This is a genomic window from Caballeronia sp. AZ10_KS36, from assembly GCF_023631105.1.
Classification (GTDB): domain Bacteria; phylum Pseudomonadota; class Gammaproteobacteria; order Burkholderiales; family Burkholderiaceae; genus Caballeronia.
The window spans coordinates 214,815-236,851 of record NZ_JALQDQ010000001.1; the positions used below are offsets into that span (position 1 = coordinate 214,815).

At 65.6% G+C, this 22,037-nt stretch carries 21 protein-coding genes; 14 read left to right on the plus strand and 7 right to left on the minus strand.

From position 1 onward, the window contains the following. Positions 1-65: 65 nt before the first annotated feature. Entirely contained in the window at positions 66-1,274 is a 1,209-nt protein-coding gene (locus NCR35_RS01015; protein ID WP_250532662.1) for a GTP-binding protein, read from the minus strand. Positions 1,275-1,381: 107 nt separating this feature from the next. Next, entirely contained in the window at positions 1,382-1,828 is a 447-nt protein-coding gene (locus NCR35_RS01020; protein WP_250532663.1) for a lytic transglycosylase domain-containing protein, read from the minus strand. Positions 1,829-2,424: 596 nt separating this feature from the next. On the opposite strand from NCR35_RS01020, the gene gspD reads away from it, so the two are divergent. The 12 genes from gspD (at position 2,425) to NCR35_RS01080 (ending at position 13,913) form a co-directional block, all read left to right on the plus strand. Continuing rightward, positions 2,425-4,860: a type II secretion system secretin GspD gene (gene gspD, locus NCR35_RS01025; protein ID WP_250532664.1), complete on the plus strand. Its 2,436-nt coding sequence runs from the start codon at positions 2,425-2,427 to the stop codon at positions 4,858-4,860. Next, positions 4,857-6,356 carry a type II secretion system ATPase GspE gene (gspE, locus tag NCR35_RS01030; protein ID WP_502801626.1) on the plus strand — a complete coding sequence of 500 codons (1,500 nt, stop codon included), beginning with the start codon at positions 4,857-4,859 and terminating at the stop codon, positions 6,354-6,356. The genes gspD and gspE overlap by 4 nt, the downstream gene beginning before the upstream one ends. Before the next feature lie 4 nt (positions 6,357-6,360). Continuing rightward, a complete protein-coding gene (gspF, locus tag NCR35_RS01035) occupies positions 6,361-7,578 on the plus strand; it encodes a type II secretion system inner membrane protein GspF (protein WP_250532665.1) in 1,218 nt (405 codons plus the stop codon). After that, complete coding sequence (locus NCR35_RS01040; RefSeq protein ID WP_206467272.1) at positions 7,578-7,991, plus strand: general secretion pathway protein GspC; 414 nt, start codon at positions 7,578-7,580, stop codon at positions 7,989-7,991. The genes gspF and NCR35_RS01040 overlap by 1 nt, the downstream gene beginning before the upstream one ends. A 140-nt stretch (positions 7,992-8,131) precedes the next feature. Continuing rightward, positions 8,132-8,596, plus strand: coding sequence for a type II secretion system major pseudopilin GspG (gene gspG, locus NCR35_RS01045; protein WP_244139978.1), 465 nt, complete (start codon positions 8,132-8,134; stop codon positions 8,594-8,596). 12 nt (positions 8,597-8,608) lie between these two features. Beyond that, positions 8,609-9,091, plus strand: a complete 483-nt coding sequence (locus NCR35_RS01050; protein ID WP_255774822.1) for a GspH/FimT family pseudopilin — start codon at positions 8,609-8,611, stop codon at positions 9,089-9,091. Then, positions 9,091-9,477: a type II secretion system minor pseudopilin GspI gene (gene gspI, locus NCR35_RS01055; RefSeq protein ID WP_206467274.1), complete on the plus strand. Its 387-nt coding sequence runs from the start codon at positions 9,091-9,093 to the stop codon at positions 9,475-9,477. Before NCR35_RS01050 ends, gspI begins: the two co-directional genes overlap by 1 nt. Further along, positions 9,455-10,138, plus strand: coding sequence for a PulJ/GspJ family protein (locus NCR35_RS01060; protein ID WP_244847558.1), 684 nt, complete (start codon positions 9,455-9,457; stop codon positions 10,136-10,138). The genes gspI and NCR35_RS01060 overlap by 23 nt, the downstream gene beginning before the upstream one ends. Next, complete coding sequence (gene gspK / locus NCR35_RS01065; protein WP_250532666.1) at positions 10,135-11,247, plus strand: type II secretion system minor pseudopilin GspK; 1,113 nt, start codon at positions 10,135-10,137, stop codon at positions 11,245-11,247. Before NCR35_RS01060 ends, gspK begins: the two co-directional genes overlap by 4 nt. Positions 11,248-11,278: 31 nt before the next feature. Then, positions 11,279-12,634, plus strand: a complete 1,356-nt coding sequence (gene gspL, locus NCR35_RS01070) for a type II secretion system protein GspL (protein WP_250532668.1) — start codon at positions 11,279-11,281, stop codon at positions 12,632-12,634. Continuing rightward, entirely contained in the window at positions 12,631-13,134 is a 504-nt protein-coding gene (locus NCR35_RS01075) for a type II secretion system protein M (RefSeq protein ID WP_175938736.1), read from the plus strand. Before gspL ends, NCR35_RS01075 begins: the two co-directional genes overlap by 4 nt. Beyond that, the gene (locus NCR35_RS01080) at positions 13,131-13,913 is read left to right on the plus strand and encodes a type II secretion system protein N (RefSeq protein ID WP_250532670.1); all 783 of its coding nucleotides are present in this window, start codon (positions 13,131-13,133) and stop codon (positions 13,911-13,913) included. Before NCR35_RS01075 ends, NCR35_RS01080 begins: the two co-directional genes overlap by 4 nt. Positions 13,914-13,922: 9 nt before the next feature. On the opposite strand, the gene NCR35_RS01085 is transcribed toward NCR35_RS01080, so the two are convergent. Both NCR35_RS01085 and NCR35_RS01090 read right to left on the minus strand, forming a co-directional pair. After that, positions 13,923-15,503: an efflux transporter outer membrane subunit gene (locus tag NCR35_RS01085; RefSeq protein WP_250532671.1), complete on the minus strand. Its 1,581-nt coding sequence runs from the start codon at positions 15,501-15,503 to the stop codon at positions 13,923-13,925. Positions 15,504-15,698: 195 nt separating this feature from the next. Next, positions 15,699-15,986: a hypothetical protein gene (locus tag NCR35_RS01090; protein ID WP_250532672.1), complete on the minus strand. Its 288-nt coding sequence runs from the start codon at positions 15,984-15,986 to the stop codon at positions 15,699-15,701. Between the two features lie 183 nt (positions 15,987-16,169). Between NCR35_RS01090 and NCR35_RS01095 the strand changes: the two genes are divergently transcribed. Further along, positions 16,170-16,667, plus strand: a complete 498-nt coding sequence (locus NCR35_RS01095; RefSeq protein ID WP_250532673.1) for a MarR family winged helix-turn-helix transcriptional regulator — start codon at positions 16,170-16,172, stop codon at positions 16,665-16,667. Positions 16,668-16,766: 99 nt separating this feature from the next. Then, positions 16,767-18,326 (plus strand): DHA2 family efflux MFS transporter permease subunit, encoded by a 1,560-nt coding sequence (locus NCR35_RS01100; protein WP_250532674.1) that lies wholly within the window; start codon positions 16,767-16,769, stop codon positions 18,324-18,326. Positions 18,327-18,336: 10 nt separating this feature from the next. Here the strand turns inward: NCR35_RS01100 and NCR35_RS01105 are convergent, their stop codons facing one another. The 3 genes from NCR35_RS01105 to ada form a co-directional block, all read right to left on the minus strand. Beyond that, on the minus strand, positions 18,337-18,837 hold the full coding sequence (locus NCR35_RS01105) for a hypothetical protein (RefSeq protein WP_175938747.1): 501 nt from the start codon (positions 18,835-18,837) through the stop codon (positions 18,337-18,339). 141 nt (positions 18,838-18,978) lie between these two features. Next, positions 18,979-20,598 carry a glutamate--cysteine ligase gene (gene gshA / locus NCR35_RS01110; RefSeq protein ID WP_250532675.1) on the minus strand — a complete coding sequence of 540 codons (1,620 nt, stop codon included), beginning with the start codon at positions 20,596-20,598 and terminating at the stop codon, positions 18,979-18,981. 196 nt (positions 20,599-20,794) lie between these two features. Then, entirely contained in the window at positions 20,795-21,877 is a 1,083-nt protein-coding gene (ada, locus tag NCR35_RS01115) for a bifunctional DNA-binding transcriptional regulator/O6-methylguanine-DNA methyltransferase Ada (RefSeq protein WP_250532676.1), read from the minus strand. Positions 21,878-22,037 lie beyond the last annotated feature (160 nt).

The window sequence follows — 22,037 nt, forward strand, 5'->3', positions numbered from 1 at the left end:
AGCGGAAAAAAGCCGGAGACCAAGAGGACCATGAAACCCGCCATCGGCGGGTTTTTTTTCATCTTCTAATGCCGATGGTCTTCGCAGTCGCAGTCGGGACCGTGGTCGTGATCGTGCTCATGCTCATGGTCGTGGTCCTCGACATCCCAGGCGGGAAACGGGTCGTCGAACTGCTGCCACGCATCGCTGCCGAGCGTCCATTCGTCGTCGGTCAACAGGCACGCGTCGAACTTCCGCTGCCATGCGTCGATGTCGAGACCGACGCCCATCAGCACCAGTTCCTGCCGTCGATCGCCGATGCTGTTGTCGTCCGGATCGCCGAACCATTCCGCGACGATCTCGGCTTCCAGTTCGGGATCATCCGTTGGCCATTCGCTTCTGTCCTGCGCGGCCCACCATACGCCAGCCGGACCGTGCCGCAACGTGCCGCCCGCCTGTGATAGCGACCCGCCGACGACACTGCGCGTGGCGAGCCAGAAGAAGCCCTTCGCGCGCAGCACGTCGCGCCATTCCTCATGAAGCAGATTCCAGAGCCGTTGCGGATGAAACGGCCTGCGCGCCCGATAAACAAAATGCCGGACGCCGGACGCAGCGGCGTCGCTAGCGTCTTCGTGTTCATCGTTAAGAATCGCGAGCCAGCCTGCGGCGCTGCCGGTCGCGTCGAGATCGAAACGGCCCGTGTTCACCAGTTCGCCGAGCGGCGCTTTGCCGTGTTCCGCGCGCAGCAGAACGGCGCGCGGATTCAACGCGCGGAAGATGTGCGCGAGCCGGTCCAGTTCGTCCTGGCCGACGAGGTCCGTCTTGCTCATCACGATCACGTCGCAGAATTCGATCTGCTCGACGAGCGCCTCGACGACGGTTTTGTCTTCGTCGGACGCTTCGCCGTTCAGCACGACGCCGCGTTCCGCAAGCGACTCCGCCGAAGCGTAATCGCGCATGAAAGTCGATGCATCGACGACGGTGACGAACGTATCGAGATGCGCGCGGCCAGCGAAAGGCGCGTCTTCGTCATCGCCGAAAGCGAAGTGTTCGGCGATATCCATCGGATTCACGCCGGGCGGCGCTTCGATCACGATCGCATCGAAACGGGGCTGCTGCTCGGCGAGTCGCGTGATGGCATCGGCGATCCCGTGCATCGCATCCTCGCCCGCGCCGCAAGCGAAGGACCCGATGCGCACGCCTTCGCTGTTGTTGCGCAATGCATCGAGGAGCGTGGATTTGCCCGCGCCGACGAAACCCGAGAGCACGGTGACTGGCAGTGGCGTTTGGTTCATTGCGGGCGTGTGGACGAGAATCGAAGTCACGATTCTGCATCAAACGCGGGGTGAGCGGAGGCAAGGCGCCGAGCGGCGCGGCGGCTCGCGCGCGGAAGAACCGGGAATTACTTCGACGCTTGCAACAACTTCCAGCGCCGCAAAATCTCGATGATCTGCGCCGAGTACTTGTCGCGCAGCGCGGGCGTTTCGGAATGGTAAGCACCGACGGCCTGCCACGAATTGCCGTACTTGTTCATCTTCTGGCGCAGATGCCACGCGGCGACGTAGACGCTCTTGCACGGCTCCATCAGCGTGCCGCTGGAAATGCCGTATTGAGACAGCGTGTTGAGGTGGATGGAGTTGATCTGCATGAGCCCGTAGTCGGTCGAGCCATTGGCGTTCTTGTTGATGGCGTCGGGCTTGTTGTGGGATTCCTGCCAGGCGATGGCGCGCAGAATGAGCGGATTGACCTTCTGATACTTCGCTGCTTCGTCGAAACAGTCGGCGTGAGCGGAGGCGGCCGCCAGCATGGTGCCGCAACCCATCGCAAGTATTCGCAGGAATCGCTTCATCTTCGTTCTACTCCATCCGCCCGTGCGGAACCGTCATGCTGCCGGCGCCGCGCCTCGCGCGTACGCCAAGATTCGTTGTCCGCTCTCTGCTGCCGCTGGCGGCATCGGGAAAACCCGAGCTTTACGCCGACGCCGGGGGAACGGAACCGCCCGTATGATACCGGCTGACGTCTTCGACCATAAGTTGGCTAGCCGACATAGGTCTAACGGACCGCGGATTGAACCAACGGGAATCCTCTGCTGACTATCGGCGCTTTCTTAAACGTATGAATAATAAAGTAATCTAATCGGGTTACAATTCGGGTCCCGTGTGCATCGCTTGTCTGACAAAAGTCTTCCGATGGGTTATCGGCAGGCCGTCGGAAAGCTTGAGCGCACTGGAACTCTTGGCATGCAGCCGCCGGGCGCAAGCGGCGGCGAACGAAGTTGCACTATTTCGTTACACAAAGCTGCTATCGTCATATTTTTATAAATAATCGTGGTCGGGCGGACACGTTCGCACCACGGTTGGCAGCGCCCTCGGATTGACGAACGGTGCTGCCTTAGCCGGTTCTTTGTACCCCGGCTCAGACATCACATCCATGAGAAGACAACCTATGGCACTGCGTCGCATGGCGACGGCACTGCTGGCGGCGGGACTTATCGTCGCGCAAGCCGCGCACGCGCAAGTGACGTTGAATTTCGTCAATGCCGATATCGACCAGGTCGCGAAGGCGATCGGTGCGGCCACCGGCAAAACCATCATCGTCGATCCCCGCGTCAAGGGGCAGCTCAACCTCGTCTCCGAAAATCCGGTGCCGGAGGAGCAGGCGCTCAAGACGCTGCAGGCGTCGCTGCGCATGCAGGGCTTCTCGCTCGTGCAGGATCACGGCGTCCTGAAAGTCGTGCCCGAAGCCGACGCCAAGCTGCAAGGCGTGCCGACCTACGTCGGCAATGCGCCGCCGGCGCGCGGCGATCAGGTCGTCACGCAGGTGTTCGTGCTGCACAACGAATCGGCGAACAACATTCTGCCGGTGCTGCGGCCGCTCATTTCGCCGAACAACACCATCGCGGCCTACCCGGCGAACAACACGCTCGTCGTCACGGACTACGCGGACAATGTGCGGCGCATCGCGGGCATCATCGCGGGCATCGACACAGCGGCGGGCCGTGAAGTCGACATCGTGCAGCTGAAGAACGCGAACGCAATCGATGTCGCGGATCAGATGAACAAGCTGCTCGATCCCGGCACCATCGGCAGCACGGACGCGACGCTGAAAGTCACCGTCACGCCCGATGCGCGCACCAATTCGCTGATGTTCCGTGCCTCCAGCAGCGCGCGGCTCGCGGCGGCCAAGGCGCTCGCGAAAAAGCTCGATGCGCCGACGTCGGAGCCGGGCAATATGCACGTCGTGCCGCTGCGCAACGCGGACGCGACGCGGCTTGCCAAGACGCTGCGCGCCATGCTGGGCAAGGGCGGCGGCAACTCGGACAACTCGTCGAGCAGCTCAGGCTCCAACTCGTCGAATTCCTTCGGGCAAAGCGGGCTCGGCAACTCGTCGACTTCCACGGGCACCTCAGGCGTTCCGCCGTTGCCCGGCGGCCTCGGCAGCAGCGGTTCGGGTACGGGCAATAACCCGATGTCCGGCACCGGCGGCACGCGCGACACGGGCTTCTCCTCGAACAAGGACAACGACACCGGCAACGACACGAGCGGCGGCGGCATGATCCAGGCGGATTCCGCGACGAATTCGCTCATCATCACGGCAGCCGATCCGGTCTACCGCAATCTGCGCACGGTGATCGACCAGCTCGACGCGCGCCGTGCTCAGGTCTATATCGAAGCGCTGATCGTCGAACTCTCGGCCACGAGCGGCGCGAATCTCGGCATTCAGTGGCAGGGCCTGCTGCTCTCGAACGGCGGCAACAACGCGCTGTACGGCAGCACGAGCTTCGGCTCGGGCAACACGAACATCTTCGACCTGACGCTCCAGGGCAATGCAATCGCGCAGAATCCGTCGGCGGTCACCTCGACCACGGGCCTGCTCGCGAACGGCCTGAACATCGGTCTGCTGCACCGCTTCGGCAATCTGTTCGGGCTCGGCGGCCTGCTTCAGGCGCTCTCTACCTCGGCGGATGCGAACATTTTGTCCACGCCGAACCTGATCACGCTGGACAACGAGGAAGCGAAGATCGTCGTCGGCCAAAACGTGCCGGTGGTGACGGGCTCGTACGCCACGCCGACCGCGAACGCCGCCACGTCCGTGACCGCGTTCAACACGTTCGACCGCCGCGACGTGGGCGTGACGTTGCACGTGAAGCCGCAGATCACCGACGGCGGCGTGCTCAAGCTCCAGATCTATCAGGAAGATTCGAGCGTCGACGCGACGACCAAGACCGATCCGGGCGGCGTGACCATCAACACGCGCTCGGTGCAATCGACCATTCTGGCCGACGACGGCGAGATCGTCGTGCTGGGCGGGCTGATGCAGGATCAGTACAACAACAACAACAGCAAGATTCCGCTGCTGGGCGACATTCCGTTCATCGGCAGCCTGTTCCGCAGCGAAAGCAAGACGCGCACGAAGACGAACCTCATGGTGTTCCTGCGCCCGGTGATCGTTCGCGATCAGGCGACGGCCTCGCAGATCGCCAATACGCGCTATGAATATCTGCGCAATCAGCAGTACGGTTCGACAACGGACAACCGCATCGTCAAGGATCAGAACGTGCCGATGATGCCGCCGAAGCCGCTCGGTCCGAGCGAAGGCGGTGGCGCCCCGGCCCAGAATCTGCTCGACTGGAACAACCTGACGCGCGGCGTGCCCAGCTCGACGCTGCCGCAGGACCCGAACGCGGGTCCCGCGCCGCAGCCGTATCAGAGTGCGCCGCAGAATAGTTACCCGGCGCCCGCGAACGGCGCGACCAACGCGATGCCCGGCAACGCGGCGACGAACGCCATGCCCGGCAACGCCGCGACGGGCTATGCGGTGCCGAACAACGCGCCGAGCGCCGCGCCGCTCGGCGGCAATCAGACGGGAGGACAGCCGTGAACACGCTGAACGCCGAAGCCGAAACCACGACCGCGACGGAAGCAACGGCCGCGTCGCCGCTCGCAGCGCGGCTCGTGCCCTACGGCTTCGCGCGTACCGGCCAGATTCTGGTCGCCCAGCAGCATGCCGACGGCATCGAAGTGTGGATCAGCGAGCGCACGAACGACGCGGCGCTCGCGGAAGTCGCGCGCAATTTCGGCGCACTCACGATTGTCCGCAAGTCCGGCGACGAACTCGCCGCCGCGATCAACTCGGCGTACGCCCGTAACGACGGCAGCGCGGCCCAGGTGGTCGGCGAAGTGGAAGGCGAAGTCGATCTGTCGCGCCTGATGCAGGACATTCCGGAAGTGGAAGACCTGCTGGAATCCGAAGACGACGCGCCGATCATCCGCATGATCAACGCGCTGCTGACGCAGGCGGCGCGCGAACAGGCGTCGGATATTCACATCGAGCCGTTCGAGAACGCGTCGGTCGTGCGCTTTCGCGTCGACGGCACCTTGCGCGACGTCGTGCGTCCGAAGAAGGCGTTGCACGGCGCGCTGATTTCGCGCATCAAGATCATGGCGCAGCTCGATATCGCCGAGAAACGTTTGCCGCAGGACGGCCGCATCACGCTGCGCGTCGGCGGCCGTCCGGTCGATGTGCGCGTGTCCACGCTGCCGACCGGCCACGGTGAGCGCGCCGTGCTGCGTCTGCTCGAAAAGGACGCGCAGCGGCTGAACCTCGAAACGCTCGGCATGGCGCGCGACACGCTCGTCCAGTTCGACAAGCTGATCGGCCGGCCGCACGGCATCGTGCTCGTGACCGGGCCGACCGGCTCCGGCAAGACGACCACGCTGTATGCGTCGATGTCGCGGCTGGAAACCACGACCACCAACATCATGACGGTGGAAGACCCGATCGAATACGATCTGTCGGGCATCGGCCAGACGCAGGTGAACGAGCGCATCGGCATGACGTTCGCGCGGGCGCTGCGCTCCATTCTGCGTCAGGACCCGGACATCATCATGATCGGTGAAATCCGCGACCTGGAAACCGCACATATCGCGGTGCAGGCGTCGCTGACCGGCCACCTCGTGCTCGCGACGCTGCACACGAACGACGCGGCCTCCGCCGTCACGCGTCTCACGGACATGGGCGTGGAGCCGTATCTGCTCGCGTCGTCGCTGCTGGGCGTGCTCGCGCAGCGTCTCGTGCGCCAGTTGTGCCCGGTGTGCAAGGAGGAGCGCGAGGAAGAAGACGGCGTGAAGCACTGGCATCCTGTCGGTTGTGACCGATGCGGCCAGTCGGGCTACGTGGGCCGGCGCGGCGTGTACGAACTGCTGCTGATCGACGACGCCATTCGCCCGCTGATTCATCGCAACGCCGCCGACGCCGAGATTCTCGCGGCGGGCCGCGCGCACGGCATGCGCACGCTGCGCGAGGACGCGAACCGCTGGCTGAACGCGGGCGTGACATCGCTCGAAGAAGTGCTGCGCGTGACAGGCGGAGAATAAGCGTATGCCGGCGTTCCGTTTCGAAGCCATCGACCAGGCGGGCAAGACGCAGACCGGCGTGCTCGACGCCGACAGCGCCCGCGCCGCGCGCAGCCATCTGCGCACGCAAGGACTGACGCCGCTCGTCGTCGAGGCCGCGGGCACGCGCACGCGCGGCGAACGGCAGCAGCGGCTCTCGCTCGGGCGACGGCTCTCGCAGCGCGAGCAGGCCATTCTCACGCGCCAGCTCGCGAGTCTGTTGATCGCCGGCCTGCCGCTCGGCGAAACGTTGTCCGTGCTCACCGAGCAATCCGAGCGCGATTACATTCGCGAACTGATGGCCGCGATCCGCGCCGAAGTGCTCGGCGGCCATTCGTTTGCGAACGCGCTCGCGCAGCATCCGAAGGACTTCCCGGAGATCTATCGCGCGCTCGTCGCGGCGGGCGAGCATACCGGCAAGCTCGGGCTCGTGCTTTCGCGTCTCGCGGACTACATCGAGCAGCGCAACGCGTTGAAGCAGAAGATCGTTCTCGCGTTCACGTATCCGGGCATCGTGACGATCATCGCGTTCGGCATCGTCACCTTCCTGTTGAGTTACGTGGTGCCGCAAGTGGTGAACGTGTTCGCCAGCACGAAGCAGGCGCTGCCGTTTCTCACCGTGATGATGATGGCGCTGTCCGCCTTCGTGCGCAGTTACTGGTGGGCGGTGCTGATCGGCGTGGTGCTGGTCGCGTGGATCGTGCGGCGCATTCTGTCGCGGCCCGGACCGCGCCTGGCGTTCGACCGCTGGCTCTTGACGGCGCCGCTCGTCGGCAAGCTGGTGCGCGGCTATAACACGGTGCGCTTTGCCAGCACGCTCGCGATTCTCACGGCAGCCGGCGTGCCGATCCTGCGCGCGCTGCAGGCGGCTGGCGAAACGTTGAGCAATACCGCGATGCGCCAGAACGTCGACGACGCCATCGTGCGCGTGCGCGAAGGCTCGGCGCTCTCTCGCGCGCTCGCCAATACGAAAACGTTCCCGCCCGTGCTGGTGCATTTGATCCGCTCGGGCGAAGCCACCGGCGACGTCACCACGATGCTCGACCGGGCGTCCGAAGGCGAAGCGCGCGAACTCGAACGCCGCACGATGTTCCTCACGAGCCTGCTGGAACCGCTGCTGATTCTCGCGATGGGCGGCGTCGTGCTGGTGATCGTGCTCGCGGTGATGCTGCCGATCATCGAACTGAATAATCTGGTGCAGTAATGAACGCCCTGCAAACCCGCCTGCTCACGCTCGCCGCTCTCGCGCTCTTTTGCGTGACGGTGACTTATTGGGTCGTCACGCTGACTTCTCGCCAGACCGCGCCGCTGCCTGCCGCCGCCGCGACGCGCACGCCGTCGGTCGAACAGGCCGCGACGATCTTCGGCGGACAACTGGAGCGGCAAGCGAATTCGGACGTGCATCTGTTCGGCATTCTCGCGCTGCAAGGCGGCGCGGCGGCCATCGTCAGCTACGGCGGCGAGCCGCCGCGCGCGGTGTCGCTCGGCGGGCCGCTCGCGCAGGGCGTGAAGCTCTCGCAGGTGAAAGCGCGTTCGATCATCGTCGAGCGCAACGGCGTGAAGTCGGAAATCTTCCTGCCGCCCGTGCCGCCCGGACCGACGATCTACGTCCGTTGAGCACGCCAGGCCGCGCGTTGACAGCGGTCACGGCGCGATGAAAGCCGGTCGATAGAATGCTCGGCGGCTTCGGTCAAACGAAGCCGCATGTTTCTTAAATCAAGCGGGCGCAAGCCCTGAATCAACACGAGGTAGCAGTCATGCAAATGTGGACGCAACGCCGCATGGAAATCACCAAGGCCAAGGCGCGCCGTCAACGGGGTTTTACGCTCATCGAGATCATGGTCGTGATCGCGATTCTCGGCATTCTCGCCGCGCTGATCGTGCCGAAGATCATGAGCCGCCCCGACGAAGCGCGCCGCGTGGCCGCGAAGCAGGACATCGGCACCATCATGCAGGCCATGAAGCTGTACCGGCTGGACAACGGCCGTTATCCGACGCAGGAGCAGGGTCTGCGCGCGCTCGTCGAAAAGCCCACGACGGAACCCGTGCCGAACAACTGGAAGGACGGCGGCTATCTCGAACGCCTGCCGGCCGATCCGTGGGGTGGCCAGTATCAATATCTGAATCCGGGCGTGCACGGCGAGATCGACGTGTTCAGCTACGGCGCGGACAACAAGGCGGGCGGCGAGGGCAACGATGCCGACGTCGGCTCGTGGCAGTAAAAGGAACGTGAAGTGAACAGGCACGGCAGGCACAGGGCGGCGCGTCGCAATGCGGGTTTCACGCTGCTGGAAATGCTCGTCGTGCTGGTCATCGCGGGCTTGCTCGTGTCGCTTGCGTCGCTGCAGCTCACGCGCAATCCGCGCACCGACCTGAACGAAGAAGCGCAACGGCTCGCGCTGCTGTTCGAATCGGCGGGCGACGAAGCGCAAGTGCGCGCCCGGCCGATCGCGTTTCAGCCGGTGGAAGGCGGGTTCCGCTTCGACATCCGCACCGAAGACGGCTGGCGCCCGCTGCGCGACGACCTTCTGCGCGCCCGCCGCTGGGAAGGCGGCGTGACGAGCGTGAGCATTCAGTTTCTCGATTCCGACAAGACCGTGAGCCGGCTCGTCTTCGGCACCGAAGCCATCGACACGCCCATGGAAATCACGCTCGTTTCGGCGGTGGGGCGCGCGACGATCATCGGCAGCGGCAACGGCCGCTTTCAGGTGCGGTGATGCGGTCACCATCTGTACAACGCGGCTTCACGATGATCGAAGTGCTCGTCGCGCTGGCGATCCTCGCGGTGGCGCTCGCCGCGTCGCTGCGCGCGGTCGGGTCGATGGCGACGAGCGAAGCGGACCTGCATCGGCGTCTGCTCGCGGGATGGAGCGCGGACAACGAACTCGCGCAACTGCGGCTCGCGCATGTGTTTCCGGACATCGGCTCGCGCACGTTCGACTGCTCGCAGGGCAACCTGAAGCTCGTTTGCACGCAGCGCGTCTCGGCCACGCCGAATCCTATTTTCCGTCGCGTCGAAATGTTCGTCGCGACGCCCGGGCGCGCCGGTTATCTCGCGCAGATGGTCACGGTGGTGGCGAATGAAACGAATCGTTCGCTCTGAGCCGCGCCGCGCGACGCGGCGGCAGCGCGGTTTCACGCTGCTCGAAATGCTCATCGCCATCGCCATTCTCGCGGTGATCGCCGTGTTGTCGTGGCGCGGGCTGGACCAGATCATTCGCGGCCGCGCGACCATCACGAACGCGATGGAAGACGAGCGCGTGGTCGCGCAGTTGTTCGATCAGATGCGCATCGACGCGCGTCAGGCCGCGACCGACGACGAAGCCGGCCAGCCCGCCGTCTCGCTCGGCAACGGGTCGCTGCAGATCGTGCGTGGCGTGTTCGCGCCGGCCACCGCGCCGCGCCTGCAGGTCGTGCGCTACCGGCTGACGGACGGGCGCATCGTGCGATTCGCGTCGCCGCCGCTCGAAAACGTCGGCGAAGTGCGGCGCGCGCTTTCATCGAGCGATACCGCCGATGGCTGGAGCGCGGTTCCGTTGCTGGGCGGCGTGCGGTCGCTCGCGACGCGCGTCTACATTCCGCAGAAGGGCTGGACGACGCGCATGGCCGACGTGCTTTCGCAGATCAACGAGAACGACAACAATCTGAAGGTGCCGCAACTCGGGAACGCGCCGCTCGCGCGTGCCGTGTCGGGCATTCAGGTGGCGGTCGGCGCGCCGAATCTGCGCGTGCCGATCACGCGCGTGTTTCTGGTCGGAGAATGACGATGCGTGCATCGGGCCTGAGCAAAAGACAGCGCGGCGTCGCGATCATCAGCGCGTTGCTGGTGGTCGCGCTCTCGTCGATTCTCGTCTCGGGCATGTTGTGGCGGCAGCAGGTGCAAGTGCGGCGCATCGAAAATCAGCGGCTGCTTGCGCAGGCGCAGTGGATTTCGCGCAGCGCGCTCGACTGGACGCGCCTCATTCTGCGTTCGGAAGCCGATACTTCGCCGACCGTCACGTATCTCGGCGGCGTGTGGGGCGTGCCGATCGCGAAGACGAAGCTCTCCGACTTTCTCGGGCAGATCGGCGAAGTGCGCTCGCAGGAAGGCGCGCAGACGTTTCTGTCCGGCTCCATCGAAGACGCGCAGGCGAAGTTCAACTTGCGCAACCTCGTCGCGACGCCGACGCCCGGCGTGCTGACCATCAACGTCGAGCAGATTCAGGCGTTTCAGCGCCTTCTGACGATGCTCGGCATCAACGGATCGCTCGCGAAGACGGTCGCCTTGCAGATGCGCGCGGGACTTTCGCGCTCCGCCACGCGCTTCCAGACGCAGACGGGCAACGGCGCGACAGCTGCGAGCTCGCCTGCGGAAGCCATGGCGGCGATTGCGCAAGGCGGCGGCACGGGCGGCGGCAATTTCACCGACGATCCCGGCCTCAAGGACGCCGATAGCGACGCGCCCGTCGCGCCGCTGCAAATGATCACCGTGGATTCCCTGCTCGACGTGCCCGGCTTTTCGGCCGAAGCGGTCGCGAAGCTGCGGCCGTTCGTGACCGTGCTGCCGACGACGACCTCGGTGAACATGAACACCGCGCCCGCCACGGTGGTCGCGGCCGTGGTGCCGGGCATGAGCCTCTCGCAGGCGCAGGCGTTCGTCGCCCGGCGCGAGACGGTGTTTTTCCACGATATCGGCAACGTGCAGCTCGCGTTGACCGGCGCGGGCGTCCGTTCCACGTCGATCGATCCGAACCAGCTCGACGTGACCACGCGCTATTTTGTGATTCACGGCCGCGTCGAACATGAGCGCGCGCAACTGGAGCGCACGACGCTCGTGTACCGCGATCCGACGACGCACACCACGCGCATCGTCTTTACGCGCGACGCGCTCTGATGACGCTGTTACTGACAAGAGGAAGTGGCCTTTGAGCACACTGATCGTTCTATTACCGCCGCGCGATCCCGCCGTGCGCTCGCAGGAGTGGCAACTGCCCGACCTGCCGTTTCTGCTGCTGGACAAGCGCGGCGAGACGCAACGCGCCGGCCGCGCCGCTGTCGGCGTTCTGCCGCGCGCGAATGCGACCGTGCTGATCGTCGCGGCGCGCGACACGCTGCTGCTCGCCGCTACCGTTCCGCCGCTCAAAGGTCCGAGGCTGCGCCAGGCACTGCCGAACGTGGTCGAAGACCAGTTGATTCAGGACCCGCAGACGTGCCACATCGCCGTCGATCCGGTCTCGCTCGCCGACGGACGGCGCGTGGTCGCGGTGATCGATCGCGGCTGGTTCCGCTTTGTCTGCGATGCGTTCATGAGCACCGGGCATCGCAATCTGAAGGCGGTTCCTGCGATGCGCTGCCTGCCCGTTCCGGCCGCCGCGCCTGTCATCGCGACGCCGGAAGGCGAAGAGCAAACCGCCGAAGCCGAAGCGCCGCCGACGCCCTTCATCGCGGGATTGCTCGGCAACGTGATTTCGACCGCGCCCGCGCTGATCGGTGAGGTGCAGGCGGCGGCGCCCGCGAGCGGCGGCGCGCCGCGCGTCGAAATCGCCATCGCGCGCGGCGAACGCGCGGCGCTCGGCGAAGGGCTCGCGCTGCCCGTCGATTCGATTGCGCCCACGCTCGATGCACTCGCGGGCGAGCATCCGCTCACGCTGTATTCGCTCGCCGATATTCCCGGCGACGAGCCGCGCCTCGCGGCGTCGGGCAGACATGCGGCCATCGCGGGCGCGCAGCCGCTCGCGTTCGAGGCGCTCGCCCGCAATGCGCTCGCGAGCCGCTTCGACCTGTGCCAGTTCGAATTCGCGGCGCAGCCGTGGCGGCTCGACCGCGCGACCATGCGCCGCCTGCGCGTGCCGATCGCGCTCGTGGCGGCGTCGGTCATCGTGTCGATTGTCGGCATCAACGTGCAGTGGATTCAGCTTTCGCGCCAGCGCGACGCCATCAACGCGCAGATGACCGAACTGCTGCTCAACGCGTTCCCCAAAACCACGACCGTGCTCGACGCGCCGGATCAGATGTCGCGCAATCTCGACCGGCTGCGCGTGGCGTCGGGCGAACTCTCGCCGTCGGATTTTCTGTCGCTCGCGGACGGCCTCGCGCGCTCGCTCGGTCCGGTGCCGGTGAACGGCATCGCCGGGCTGGATTATCGCGACCGTCATCTCGAAGTGACTTTCAAGCCGGACACCAAGGTCGATCCTGACCTCGGCAAGCGCCTCGCCGCCAACGGGCTGAACGGCGCGATCGACACGAACACCGGCAAATGGACCATCAGGAGCGGCCAATGAAAGCGGAAATCGGACGAACGCTCTCCGAGTTCTGGGAGGCGCGCACGCCGCGCGAAAAAACGCTATTGATGTGGGGCGGCCTGCTGCTCGGCATCGCGCTGGTTTATCTCGTGCTGTGGGCGCCCGCGTACGAAGGCCGCGCCCGCCTGCGCGACACCTTGCCGACGATGCAGCGCCAGCTCGCCACGATGACCGCGCAAGCGAACGAAGCGCGCTCGCTCGCGGGCAGCGCCGAGGGCGTGACGCCGACGGGCGGCGCGCTGCGCGATGCGCTCGCGAAGTCGCTCGCGGACAACAACATGCAGCCGACGCAGGTACAGGTCATCGGCGCGGCGGTGCAGATTCAGTTGAAGAACGCGTCGTTCCCGAACTGGACGATGTGGCTCGACGACGCGCGCAAGCAGTTCAAGGTGCAGGTGTCGGAGGCGCACATTCAGGCGCTGAAGCCGGACGGTCAGGTTGATCTGACGGCATCGCTGCAACCGGCCAGCGTCAAATGAGCTACTGGACTCGCCGACTCAGGCTCGCGTTGCCGGGACTTATCGTGATGGTGCTGTCGGTGGCGGGAACGCTGCTCGTGATGATGCCCGCCGCGTGGATCACGCCGCAGTTCGCGAAGGCGACGGGCGGCCACGTGAATCTCGCCGATCCTTCGGGTTCGCTCTGGCGCGGCTCGGCGACGCTGATGCTCGCGGCGAGCAGCGACGGCTCCGGCGCGACGCTGCTGCCGGGGCGCATCGAATGGACGACGGCGTTCTGGCCGCTTTTCACCGGCCGCGTGCACATGACCATGCGGCAGACGGAGGCGATGCCGGACCCCGTGATCGTCGATGCCACGACGCGCGGCGCGACGCTATCGGCGGGCGGAATCGCGGTTCCGGCGACGCTGCTCGCCGGTCTGGGCGCGCCGTTCAATACGCTGAATTTCGAGGGGACGGTGCGGCTTTCGTGGACCGAATTCCGCTTGCTCGGCAGGAATGCTTACGGACAGTTCGTGGTGACGCTGGACGACATGGCTTCGCGCGTGTCGCGGGTGAAGCCGCTCGGGTCGTATCGGGTCGCGTTGCAGGCGCAAGGGGCGACGGCTAGCATTGATCTCTCGACAACCCGGGGCCCTCTGCTGTTGACCGGCAGCGGCGTGATCTCGCAAGACGCGACGACCTTCGAAGGCACTGCAAAGGCTGAACCGGCGCAGCGCGAAAATCTCGCGGGACTCTTGAATCTGCTCGGCCGACACACCGATCCGGATACCGTCGCGCTGACGTTCAACCATTATTAGAGCGCGACATCAGCCGCCGGCTGAGTCCTTTTGCGTCGCGGATATGGCCTCGGGCGCGGAAGCCGGCGCCGGCGCCTTAACGCCGCCCCTCTCGCCGCCCGTCTCGCGGTTCATCTGCGCGACGTCCCAGCCGCCGCCCAGCGCCTTCACCAGCCCCACCGACGCCACCATGCGCTGGCCCGCGATGCTTGCGAGCTTCTGCTCCGCCGTGAACGCCGTGGTCTGCGCGGTCAGCACGCTGATGAACGCGACCGTTCCCGCCTTGTACTGATTATTGATGATGGCGAGCGCCTGCTGCGCGGACTGAACCGCCTGCTGCTGCACGACGATTTCCTTCTCCAGAATGCGCAGAGACGCGAGATTGTCTTCGACGTCCTGGAACGCGGTCAGCACCGTTTGCCGATACGTCGCGACGTTCTGATCGTACGCGGCGCGGGCCGCTTCGGTACGCGCCGCGCGCAAGCCGCCGTCGAAAATCGTCGCGGCGATATCCGGCCCGAGCGTCCAGAAACGCGACGGCGCGCGCAGCAATTGCGACAGCACCGAGCTTTCGAACCCGCCCTGCGCCGACAGCGTGAGTGTCGGGAAATACGCCGCCATCTCGATGCCGATTTGTTCGTTCGCCGCCGCCGCCTTGCGCTCGGCCGACGCGATATCGGGACGCCGCTCCAGCAGCGCGGACGGCATCGCGGTGGGAACGGTCGGCGGCGTGGCGTCGAGCGGCATCGCGGGGAGCGAGAACGTCGACGCCGGCTCGCCGACGAGCACCGCGATGGCATGCTCGTATTGCGCGCGTGCCACGCCGTTGTCGATCGCTGCGGCCTGCGCCGACTGCAACTGCGTCTGCGCCTGAATCACATCCGAGCGCGCGACGATGCCTTGCGCGTACTGGTTCTGCGTGAGCCTGAGCGACTGCTGATACGCGGCAACGGTCTCGTCGAGCAGCTTTTGCTGCGCGTCGAGTGCGCGCAACTGGAAGTAGGTCTGCGCGAGCGTCGCCTGAGCGGACAGACGCGCGTTGGCGAGGTCCGCTGCGGCGCCCTGCTGCCCCGCCTTCTGCGCCGTCACCGTCCGGCCGATGCTGCCCCACAAGTCCGGCTCCCACGATGCATCGAGCGCGAGACTGTAGTCGTTGCCGACCGTGCTGCGGCTCGTGGCTGTGCCGGTCGTCAGGCGGCTGCCCGAACGCGACGCCGACGCGGACGCCCCGATAGTCGGGAAATACGCCGCCCGCGCCTCGCCGACGAGCGCGCGCGCCTGGCGATACGCGGCAGCGTACTGCGCGATGGTTTGGTTCGACTGGTTCAGACGCGCTTCGAGATCGTTCAGTTGCTCGTCGTCGTAGACGGTCCACCAGTCGCCGCGGTCCGTGCGGTCGGCGGGCTCGGCGACTTTCCAGCCTTCGGGCGCTTCCTTGTACGCAGCGGGCATCGGCGTGGCGGGACGCTGATAATCCGGGCCGACGGCGCAACCCGCGATGAAGACCGCGCAGGCGGCGGCAATCGCAATGGCCCTCAGATTGCGCGCGGTGCGGCGAGCGGCGGGATGGCGCGACGTGATGGAAGCGGAAACGGCGGGGCGATACGGCATCTGCTTGTCGAGAATTCGGTTGGCGGCGGTTCGTCCGATGCGGCGAACGCGGTCAGCCGAGATGGTAACGGAACGCCCGCTGGCGATTCGCAGCGGGCGTCGGGCAGACGTTAGGGTAACGGCATAGCCGTAAGGTTGGTGTTACGCGCGGGACGTTATACGTTACGGCGCGTTACTCGTGACCATGACCGCGATTTAACGGCCAGTCGAGCCGCCCGTGCACGGCCCGCCGATCAGCGCGCGCGACGACGCACCGCCCGTTTTCTCCGCTACTCGGCCCTTGCGCCGATGCCGATTCTCGAACCAGCCCATTCCGAGCACCGCCAGCGAGCCGCCCGGCAGCAGGAACGCGACCAGATAAAGCGCGAGCTTCCACGAATTCAGCTTCGGCGGAACGAAGTGACGGGAAGCACTGGCGATCGTGCTGCTGACTTGGCCGATGCGTCGGCGGGCGGTGTGGGCGGTCTCTGCGAAGCGGCTCATTTACGGTCTCTTCAGGCGTCGATGGAACGACGCGGCTGGATCAAAACATGGTCTCGGGCGGCGCATTAAGCGCATAACTCGTTGCATAGAATAATATTGACTGTGCAAGTAGTTTTCAAGATACTGGCGATTGCTTTTTCTCGCACTGTTGTTTCGCGGCACGCCGCGCCGACGTCAAACCGCATGGATAGCGAACCGCTCTACGATCCCGCCACGATCCGCCTCGAAACGAGCCTCGGGTATCACCTCGCGAAGGCGCGCAATGTGTTGATCGCGCGCACCGACGAGGCGCTGAAGCCGCTCGATCTCACGTCGCAGCAGATCGGCGTCATCCTTTCGCTGGCGTCGGGGCGGGCGCGCACGCCGCTCGAACTGTCGCGAGAGATGTCGTACGACAGCGGGTCGATGACCCGGATGCTCGACAGGCTGGAGAAGAAAGGCTTCGTCAGCCGCACGCGCAGCGACGCCGACCGGCGCATCGTCGAACTGAAGCTGACGGAGCGCGGGCTAGACGCCGCCGCGCAACTGCCGGCCATCGGCGCGGCGGTGCTCAACGAGCAGCTGCACGGTTTCAGCCGGTCGGAACTGGACCTGCTGATCGCCATGCTGGCGCGCATCATCGGCAATTCGCCGACGGACGCGAGCGCCCGCTGCGGGCTCGACGAGTCCGACGCCGACTAGAGCAATCCATCGAGTTCGGGCGGGCACGAGTTGCCCTATTCACTGTCTGGGCAGAGAATGCCGCGACACACATAATTCACGCGTTGGAGCACAACAACGATGTCGACGAACGCCACGACCGCGCCCGATCCCGCCGCCCCGGCTCCATTGACCGGCGGCATCCTCGCCTTGCTGACGATGGGCCTCGCGCTCGGCACGTTCATGGAAGTGCTCGACACGTCCATCGCCAACGTCGCGGTGCCGACCATCTCCGGCAGCCTCGGCGTCGCGACGAGCGAAGGAACGTGGGTCATCTCGTCGTATTCGGTGGCGTCCGCGATCGCGGTGCCGCTGACCGGATGGCTCGCGCGGCGCGTCGGCGAGGTCAAGCTCTTCACCATTTCCGTGCTGCTGTTCTCGATCGCCTCGGCGCTGTGCGGGTTCGCGCAGAACTTCGAGTCGCTGATCGCCTTCCGGCTGCTGCAAGGTCTCGTCTCCGGCCCGATGGTCCCCCTCTCGCAAACCATCCTCATGCGCAGTTATCCGCCGGAAAAGCGCGGGCTCGCGCTCGGTCTCTGGGCGATGACCGTGATCGTCGCGCCGATCTTCGGCCCGGTGATGGGCGGCTACATCACGGATAACTACACGTGGCCGTGGATCTTCTATATCAACGTGCCGATCGGCGTGTTCTCGGCGGCTATCGCGTACTTCCTCCTGCGCGGCCATGAGACGAAGACGACGAATCAGCGCATCGACGGCGTCGGGCTCGCGCTGCTCGTGATCGGCGTCGCGAGTCTGCAAATGATGCTCGACCTCGGCAAGGACCGCGACTGGTTCAATTCGAACTTCATCGTGGCGCTGGCGATCATCGCGGCCATCTCGCTCGCGTTCATGTTCGTGTGGGAGATCACGGAGAAGGAGCCGGTCATCGACTTGTCGCTCTTTCGCGACCGCAATTTCGCAATGGGCGTGCTCATCACGTCGCTCGGCTTTCTCGCGTTTTTCGGATCGGTCGTCGTGCTGCCGCTGTGGCTGCAAACCGTGCTCGGCTACACGCCGTGGCTCGCGGGACTCGCGACCGCGCCCGTCGGCATTCTCGCGCTCGTGCTTTCGCCGATGATCGGCCAGAACATGCATCGCATGAACCTGCGCGTCGTGGCGAGCTTCGCGTTTATCGTGTTCGCGTTCGTGTCGTACTGGAATTCGACGTTCACGCTCGACACGCCGTTCCACGACATCGTGTATCCGCGTCTGGTTCAGGGCATCGGCGTGGCGTGCTTCTTCGTGCCGATGACGACGATCACCCTCTCCAGCGTCTCCGACGAAAGGCTGGCGGGCGCGGCGGGGCTATCGAATTTCCTGCGCACGCTGTCGGGCGCGATCGGCACGGCGGTGAGCACCACGTTCTGGGAAAACGACATGATCCGGCATCACGCCGTGCTCACCGAATCGGTCACGCCGTACGCGCAGACGACCACCGCCTATTCGGATTTGCTCGCGGGCGTCGGCTTGTCGGGGCAAGCGCTCACCGCGCAACTGGATCGCGTCGTGGCCGCGCAGGCGTACATGATGTCGACCAACGACTTCTTCCGCATCTCGTTCTATGCGTTTCTGGTGCTCGCCGCGATGGTCTGGCTGACGCGTCCGCGCAAGGGCGCGTCGGCGTCGATGGGGCATTGACGGGCGCGCGTCACTGAATCGGCGTGACGGATTGCGCCGGCTGGCTGTCCAGATTCAGCGGCACCGACTGCATCTGCTGCGGCTGCTGAACGGCTTGCGGCGTCGCGTTCACGGGCCGGGACGTGCCATTGCGCACGAACTGCTTGAAGTCAGCGCCCGCCTGCCACGGATTCGGATCGCATCCGAGCGGGCTGTCGCAATGCGCCGCGAAGCCGATGGTCGCGGTGCCTTCGTTGCTCGGCGTCTTCGTGACCTGATACGCGAGCGCGCGCTTGCCGCTCGACGGACCGGCCGTCTGAATCACCGAATCGGTGATGGCCTGCAACTTGTACTCCGAATGATTCGTCACCCATACCTGAGCGCGCGCCCACCAGGCGTCGCATTCGAGCTTGCTCATGCAGGTGAGCGGCGCGGTGGCCTGCTCGATCGTCTGGCTGCTGACCTGCGTTTCGGCCGCGCATCCGGCGATCAAGGCCAGCGACGCGGCTGCGCTGATGAGTCGGTAGTTCATCGCATTCCCGATAGTCGATAAAAAGCCGATTTTGGCCCGCACGCGCGTAGGGTGTTCGGCGCGTTTCGCTCTGTTGCAAAACGCGTCGTTTTTGCCGCACGCGGCGCTGCGGAGCAAGAAAAAAGTGCTCGTTATGTGCGCTCAGACACCGACGCTGTCGGGCTTGTAGTTCCCGTACGCGGCGATGAACGCGTCGAACGGCTCGGTCTGCTCGCGTTCGATGGCGGCTTGCTCGGCCAGCGACTGCGCCGCGAGCGCTTCCATCTTGCGCTCTTCGTCCGGCGGCAGCGGGCGACGGCGAAAGTATTCCGCGTGCTCGCGGCTGATTTCGAGCGCGAATTCTTCGAAGGACTGCTTTCTGTCGCGCATCGTCTGAAGCACGCGCGCCGACGGCGTCAGCGAAGCATCCGCGATGCGCGGGCGCAGCGCCGCCAGCGCGCGCATGTGGTCGTCGCTGCCGGAAAGCGCGTCGAGCGTGCCGGCGACCGGCTCGATCGCATCGAACAATTCGTTCGCCCATTGCTGCATGGACACCTCCGCGCCGTCGCGACGCAGCGTGAGGCCCGGCTTGCGTCCTTCCTTCGTGATGGCGCTGAAGTTGTCGTTTGCCTCGATGCTCGCCTCACGCGGCAACAGCGGGCTGTCTTCGAGCGCGCAGTAGAGAAGATACGCATCCAGAAAACGCGCGGTCTCCAGTGCGATGCCAGCCGGCGCGAACGGATCGATATCCAGACAGCGCACTTCGATGTACTGCACGCCGCGCTCGGCCAGCGCGTGCAGCGGGCGCTCGCCGGAGCGCGTGACGCGCTTCGGGCGAATGGTCGAGTAGAACTCGTTCTCGATCTGCAGCACGTTCGTGTTGATCTGCACCCACTCGCCGTTGCGCTGCGTGCCGATGGCTTCGTACGGCGCGTACGGCTGGCTCACGGCTTTCGCGAGCACGTCGAGGTAAGCGTCGAGACGATCGTAGCTCGGCAGCAGATCGGCCTGCGCCGGATTGTTCGTGTAGCCGAGATCGCTCATCCGCAGGCTCGTCGCATGCGGCAGGTAGAACGTGTCGCTGTCGAAGGCTTCGAGCTGATGCGGCTTGCCTTCGACGAAGCGTTTATCCAGCGCCGGCGACGCGCCGAACAGATACATCAGGAGCCAGCTCGTGCGGCGGAAATTGCGGATCAGCGCGAAGTAACGCTCAGAGCGAAAATCCTGCAAGGCCAGCGTGCTCGCCGGATCGAGCGCCTGCCACGCGCGCCACACATTCTCGTCGAGCGAATAGTTGTAGTGGATGCCGGCGATGCATTGCATCGTGCGGCTGTAACGCAGCGCGAGTCCGCGGCGATACACGTGCTTCAGCTTGCCGATGTTCGACGTGCCGTAATAGCCGAGCGGAATCTCGTTCTCGGGCGGCAACGCGTTCGGCATCGAGTGGTTCCACAGCAGCTCGTCGCCGAGATGCGCGTACGCGAAGCGATGGATCGCGTCGAGCCGCTCGAGCGCGCGCGCGGCGTCCGGCTCGGCGGGCGTGATGAGTTCGACGAGCGCTTCCGAATAGTCCGTCGTGATCAACGGATGCGTAAGCGCCGAGCCGAACGACCGCGGATGCGGCGTCATCGCGAGCTTGCCCTCGGGCGTCACGCGCAGGCTTTCTTTTTCGATGCCGCGCAAGCCCTGGCGCAGGGCGTCGGCATGCGAGCCCGACGCGAGCGCGGCGAGCCTGCGCCGATACGCGCCGGCTGCGGAGTGAGCGGAATTCGTGTTTGCCATTGAAGCGTTCTGCGAAGAGCGCATGGGAACGCGCTCGGTCAAATTTTCGGGTAGCGGGCACTTTAACATCTCGGTGTTGCCCGTGCTTGGGGAGCCGATTGGCGCGGTTCGCAGCGCGATCGACGCGAAACGCCGATGCAATGAAAAAGCGCCCGCGCGTCGTGCGACGCCGGGCGCATCGGCCGAAATCCGGCGCTCAGGCGACCTTTCCTGCTTCGCTATGCGCGCGTTCTGTGTCCAGCAACGCTTCCTTGCGCGACAGTCCCCAGCGATAGCCCGCGATCGCGCCGTCCTTGCCGATCACGCGATGACACGGAATCGCGAGCGCCACCGGATTCGACGCGCATGCGCTCGCGACGGCCCGCACCGCGCCCGGCGATCCGACCGACGCGGCGATGTCCGTGTAGCTGCGCGTCTCGCCGTACGGAATGCGGCAGAGCGCATCCCACACGCGCTGTTGAAACGCGGTCGCGCCTATGTCGAGCGGCAGGTCGAAACGCTCGCGCGTGCCGTGCAGATACGCGCGAATCTGCGCGATGAACGGCTCCATGCGCGCGTCGTCCTGCATGCGCTCCGCGAGCGCGAAGTCGACCGCGAGTTGGTCCACGAGCGCGGCGGGATCATCGCCGAATGCGATCTTGCAGACGCCTTTGTCCGTCGCGGCGACCAGCACGGCGCCGAGCGGCGTGGCGGCGGTCGCATAACGCACCGTCAGCCCCGCGCCCTTGCGCCGGTACGCGGAAGGCGTCATGCCTAATTCGGCTGGCGCGGCCTCGTACATGCGCGACGGGGAGCCGAAGCCCGCGTCCTGCGCGGCGCGCGTGACGTCGCGGCCGCGCTGCAACGCGTCGCGCAGCACGCCTGCGCGCCGGGCGGCCTGATACTGCCGCGGCGAAATGCCGACGATCCGCGAAAACAGCCTCTGCAGATGGAACGGACTGACGTGCACGGCGTCGCTCAGTTGCGCGAGCGTCATTCGCTGCTGCGGATCGGCGTCGAGCACCTTGCACGCGCGCTCGACGATGGCGAGTTCGCGCGGCAGGCTCGTCGGCTGGCAGCGCTTGCACGGGCGATAGCCGGCGGCTTGCGCTTCGTCGGTCGTCGTGAAGAACGAGACGTTCTCGCGACGCGGCGCCCGCGACGCGCACGACGGCCGGCAGAACACGCCGGTGGTGCGCACGGCGAAGAAGAATGCGCCGTCGGCTTGGGCGTCGCGCTCGGCGACGGCTTGCCAGCGGCTTTCGTCGGTTTGATAGCGGGGGAATTCAGCGGCGTTCATGGTGACCTCGGCGGCTTCAGGGTACGCGTCCAATGTAAAGCCGTGCCGGTGAGGTTACGCGCCGTTCCTTGCTCTGTCATTTCCGGCTCGTCCAGCGTTGCAACAAAAAGTGACGCGCAGATACCACACATCGACGCCATAGGGGTTTTTACTAAAATTT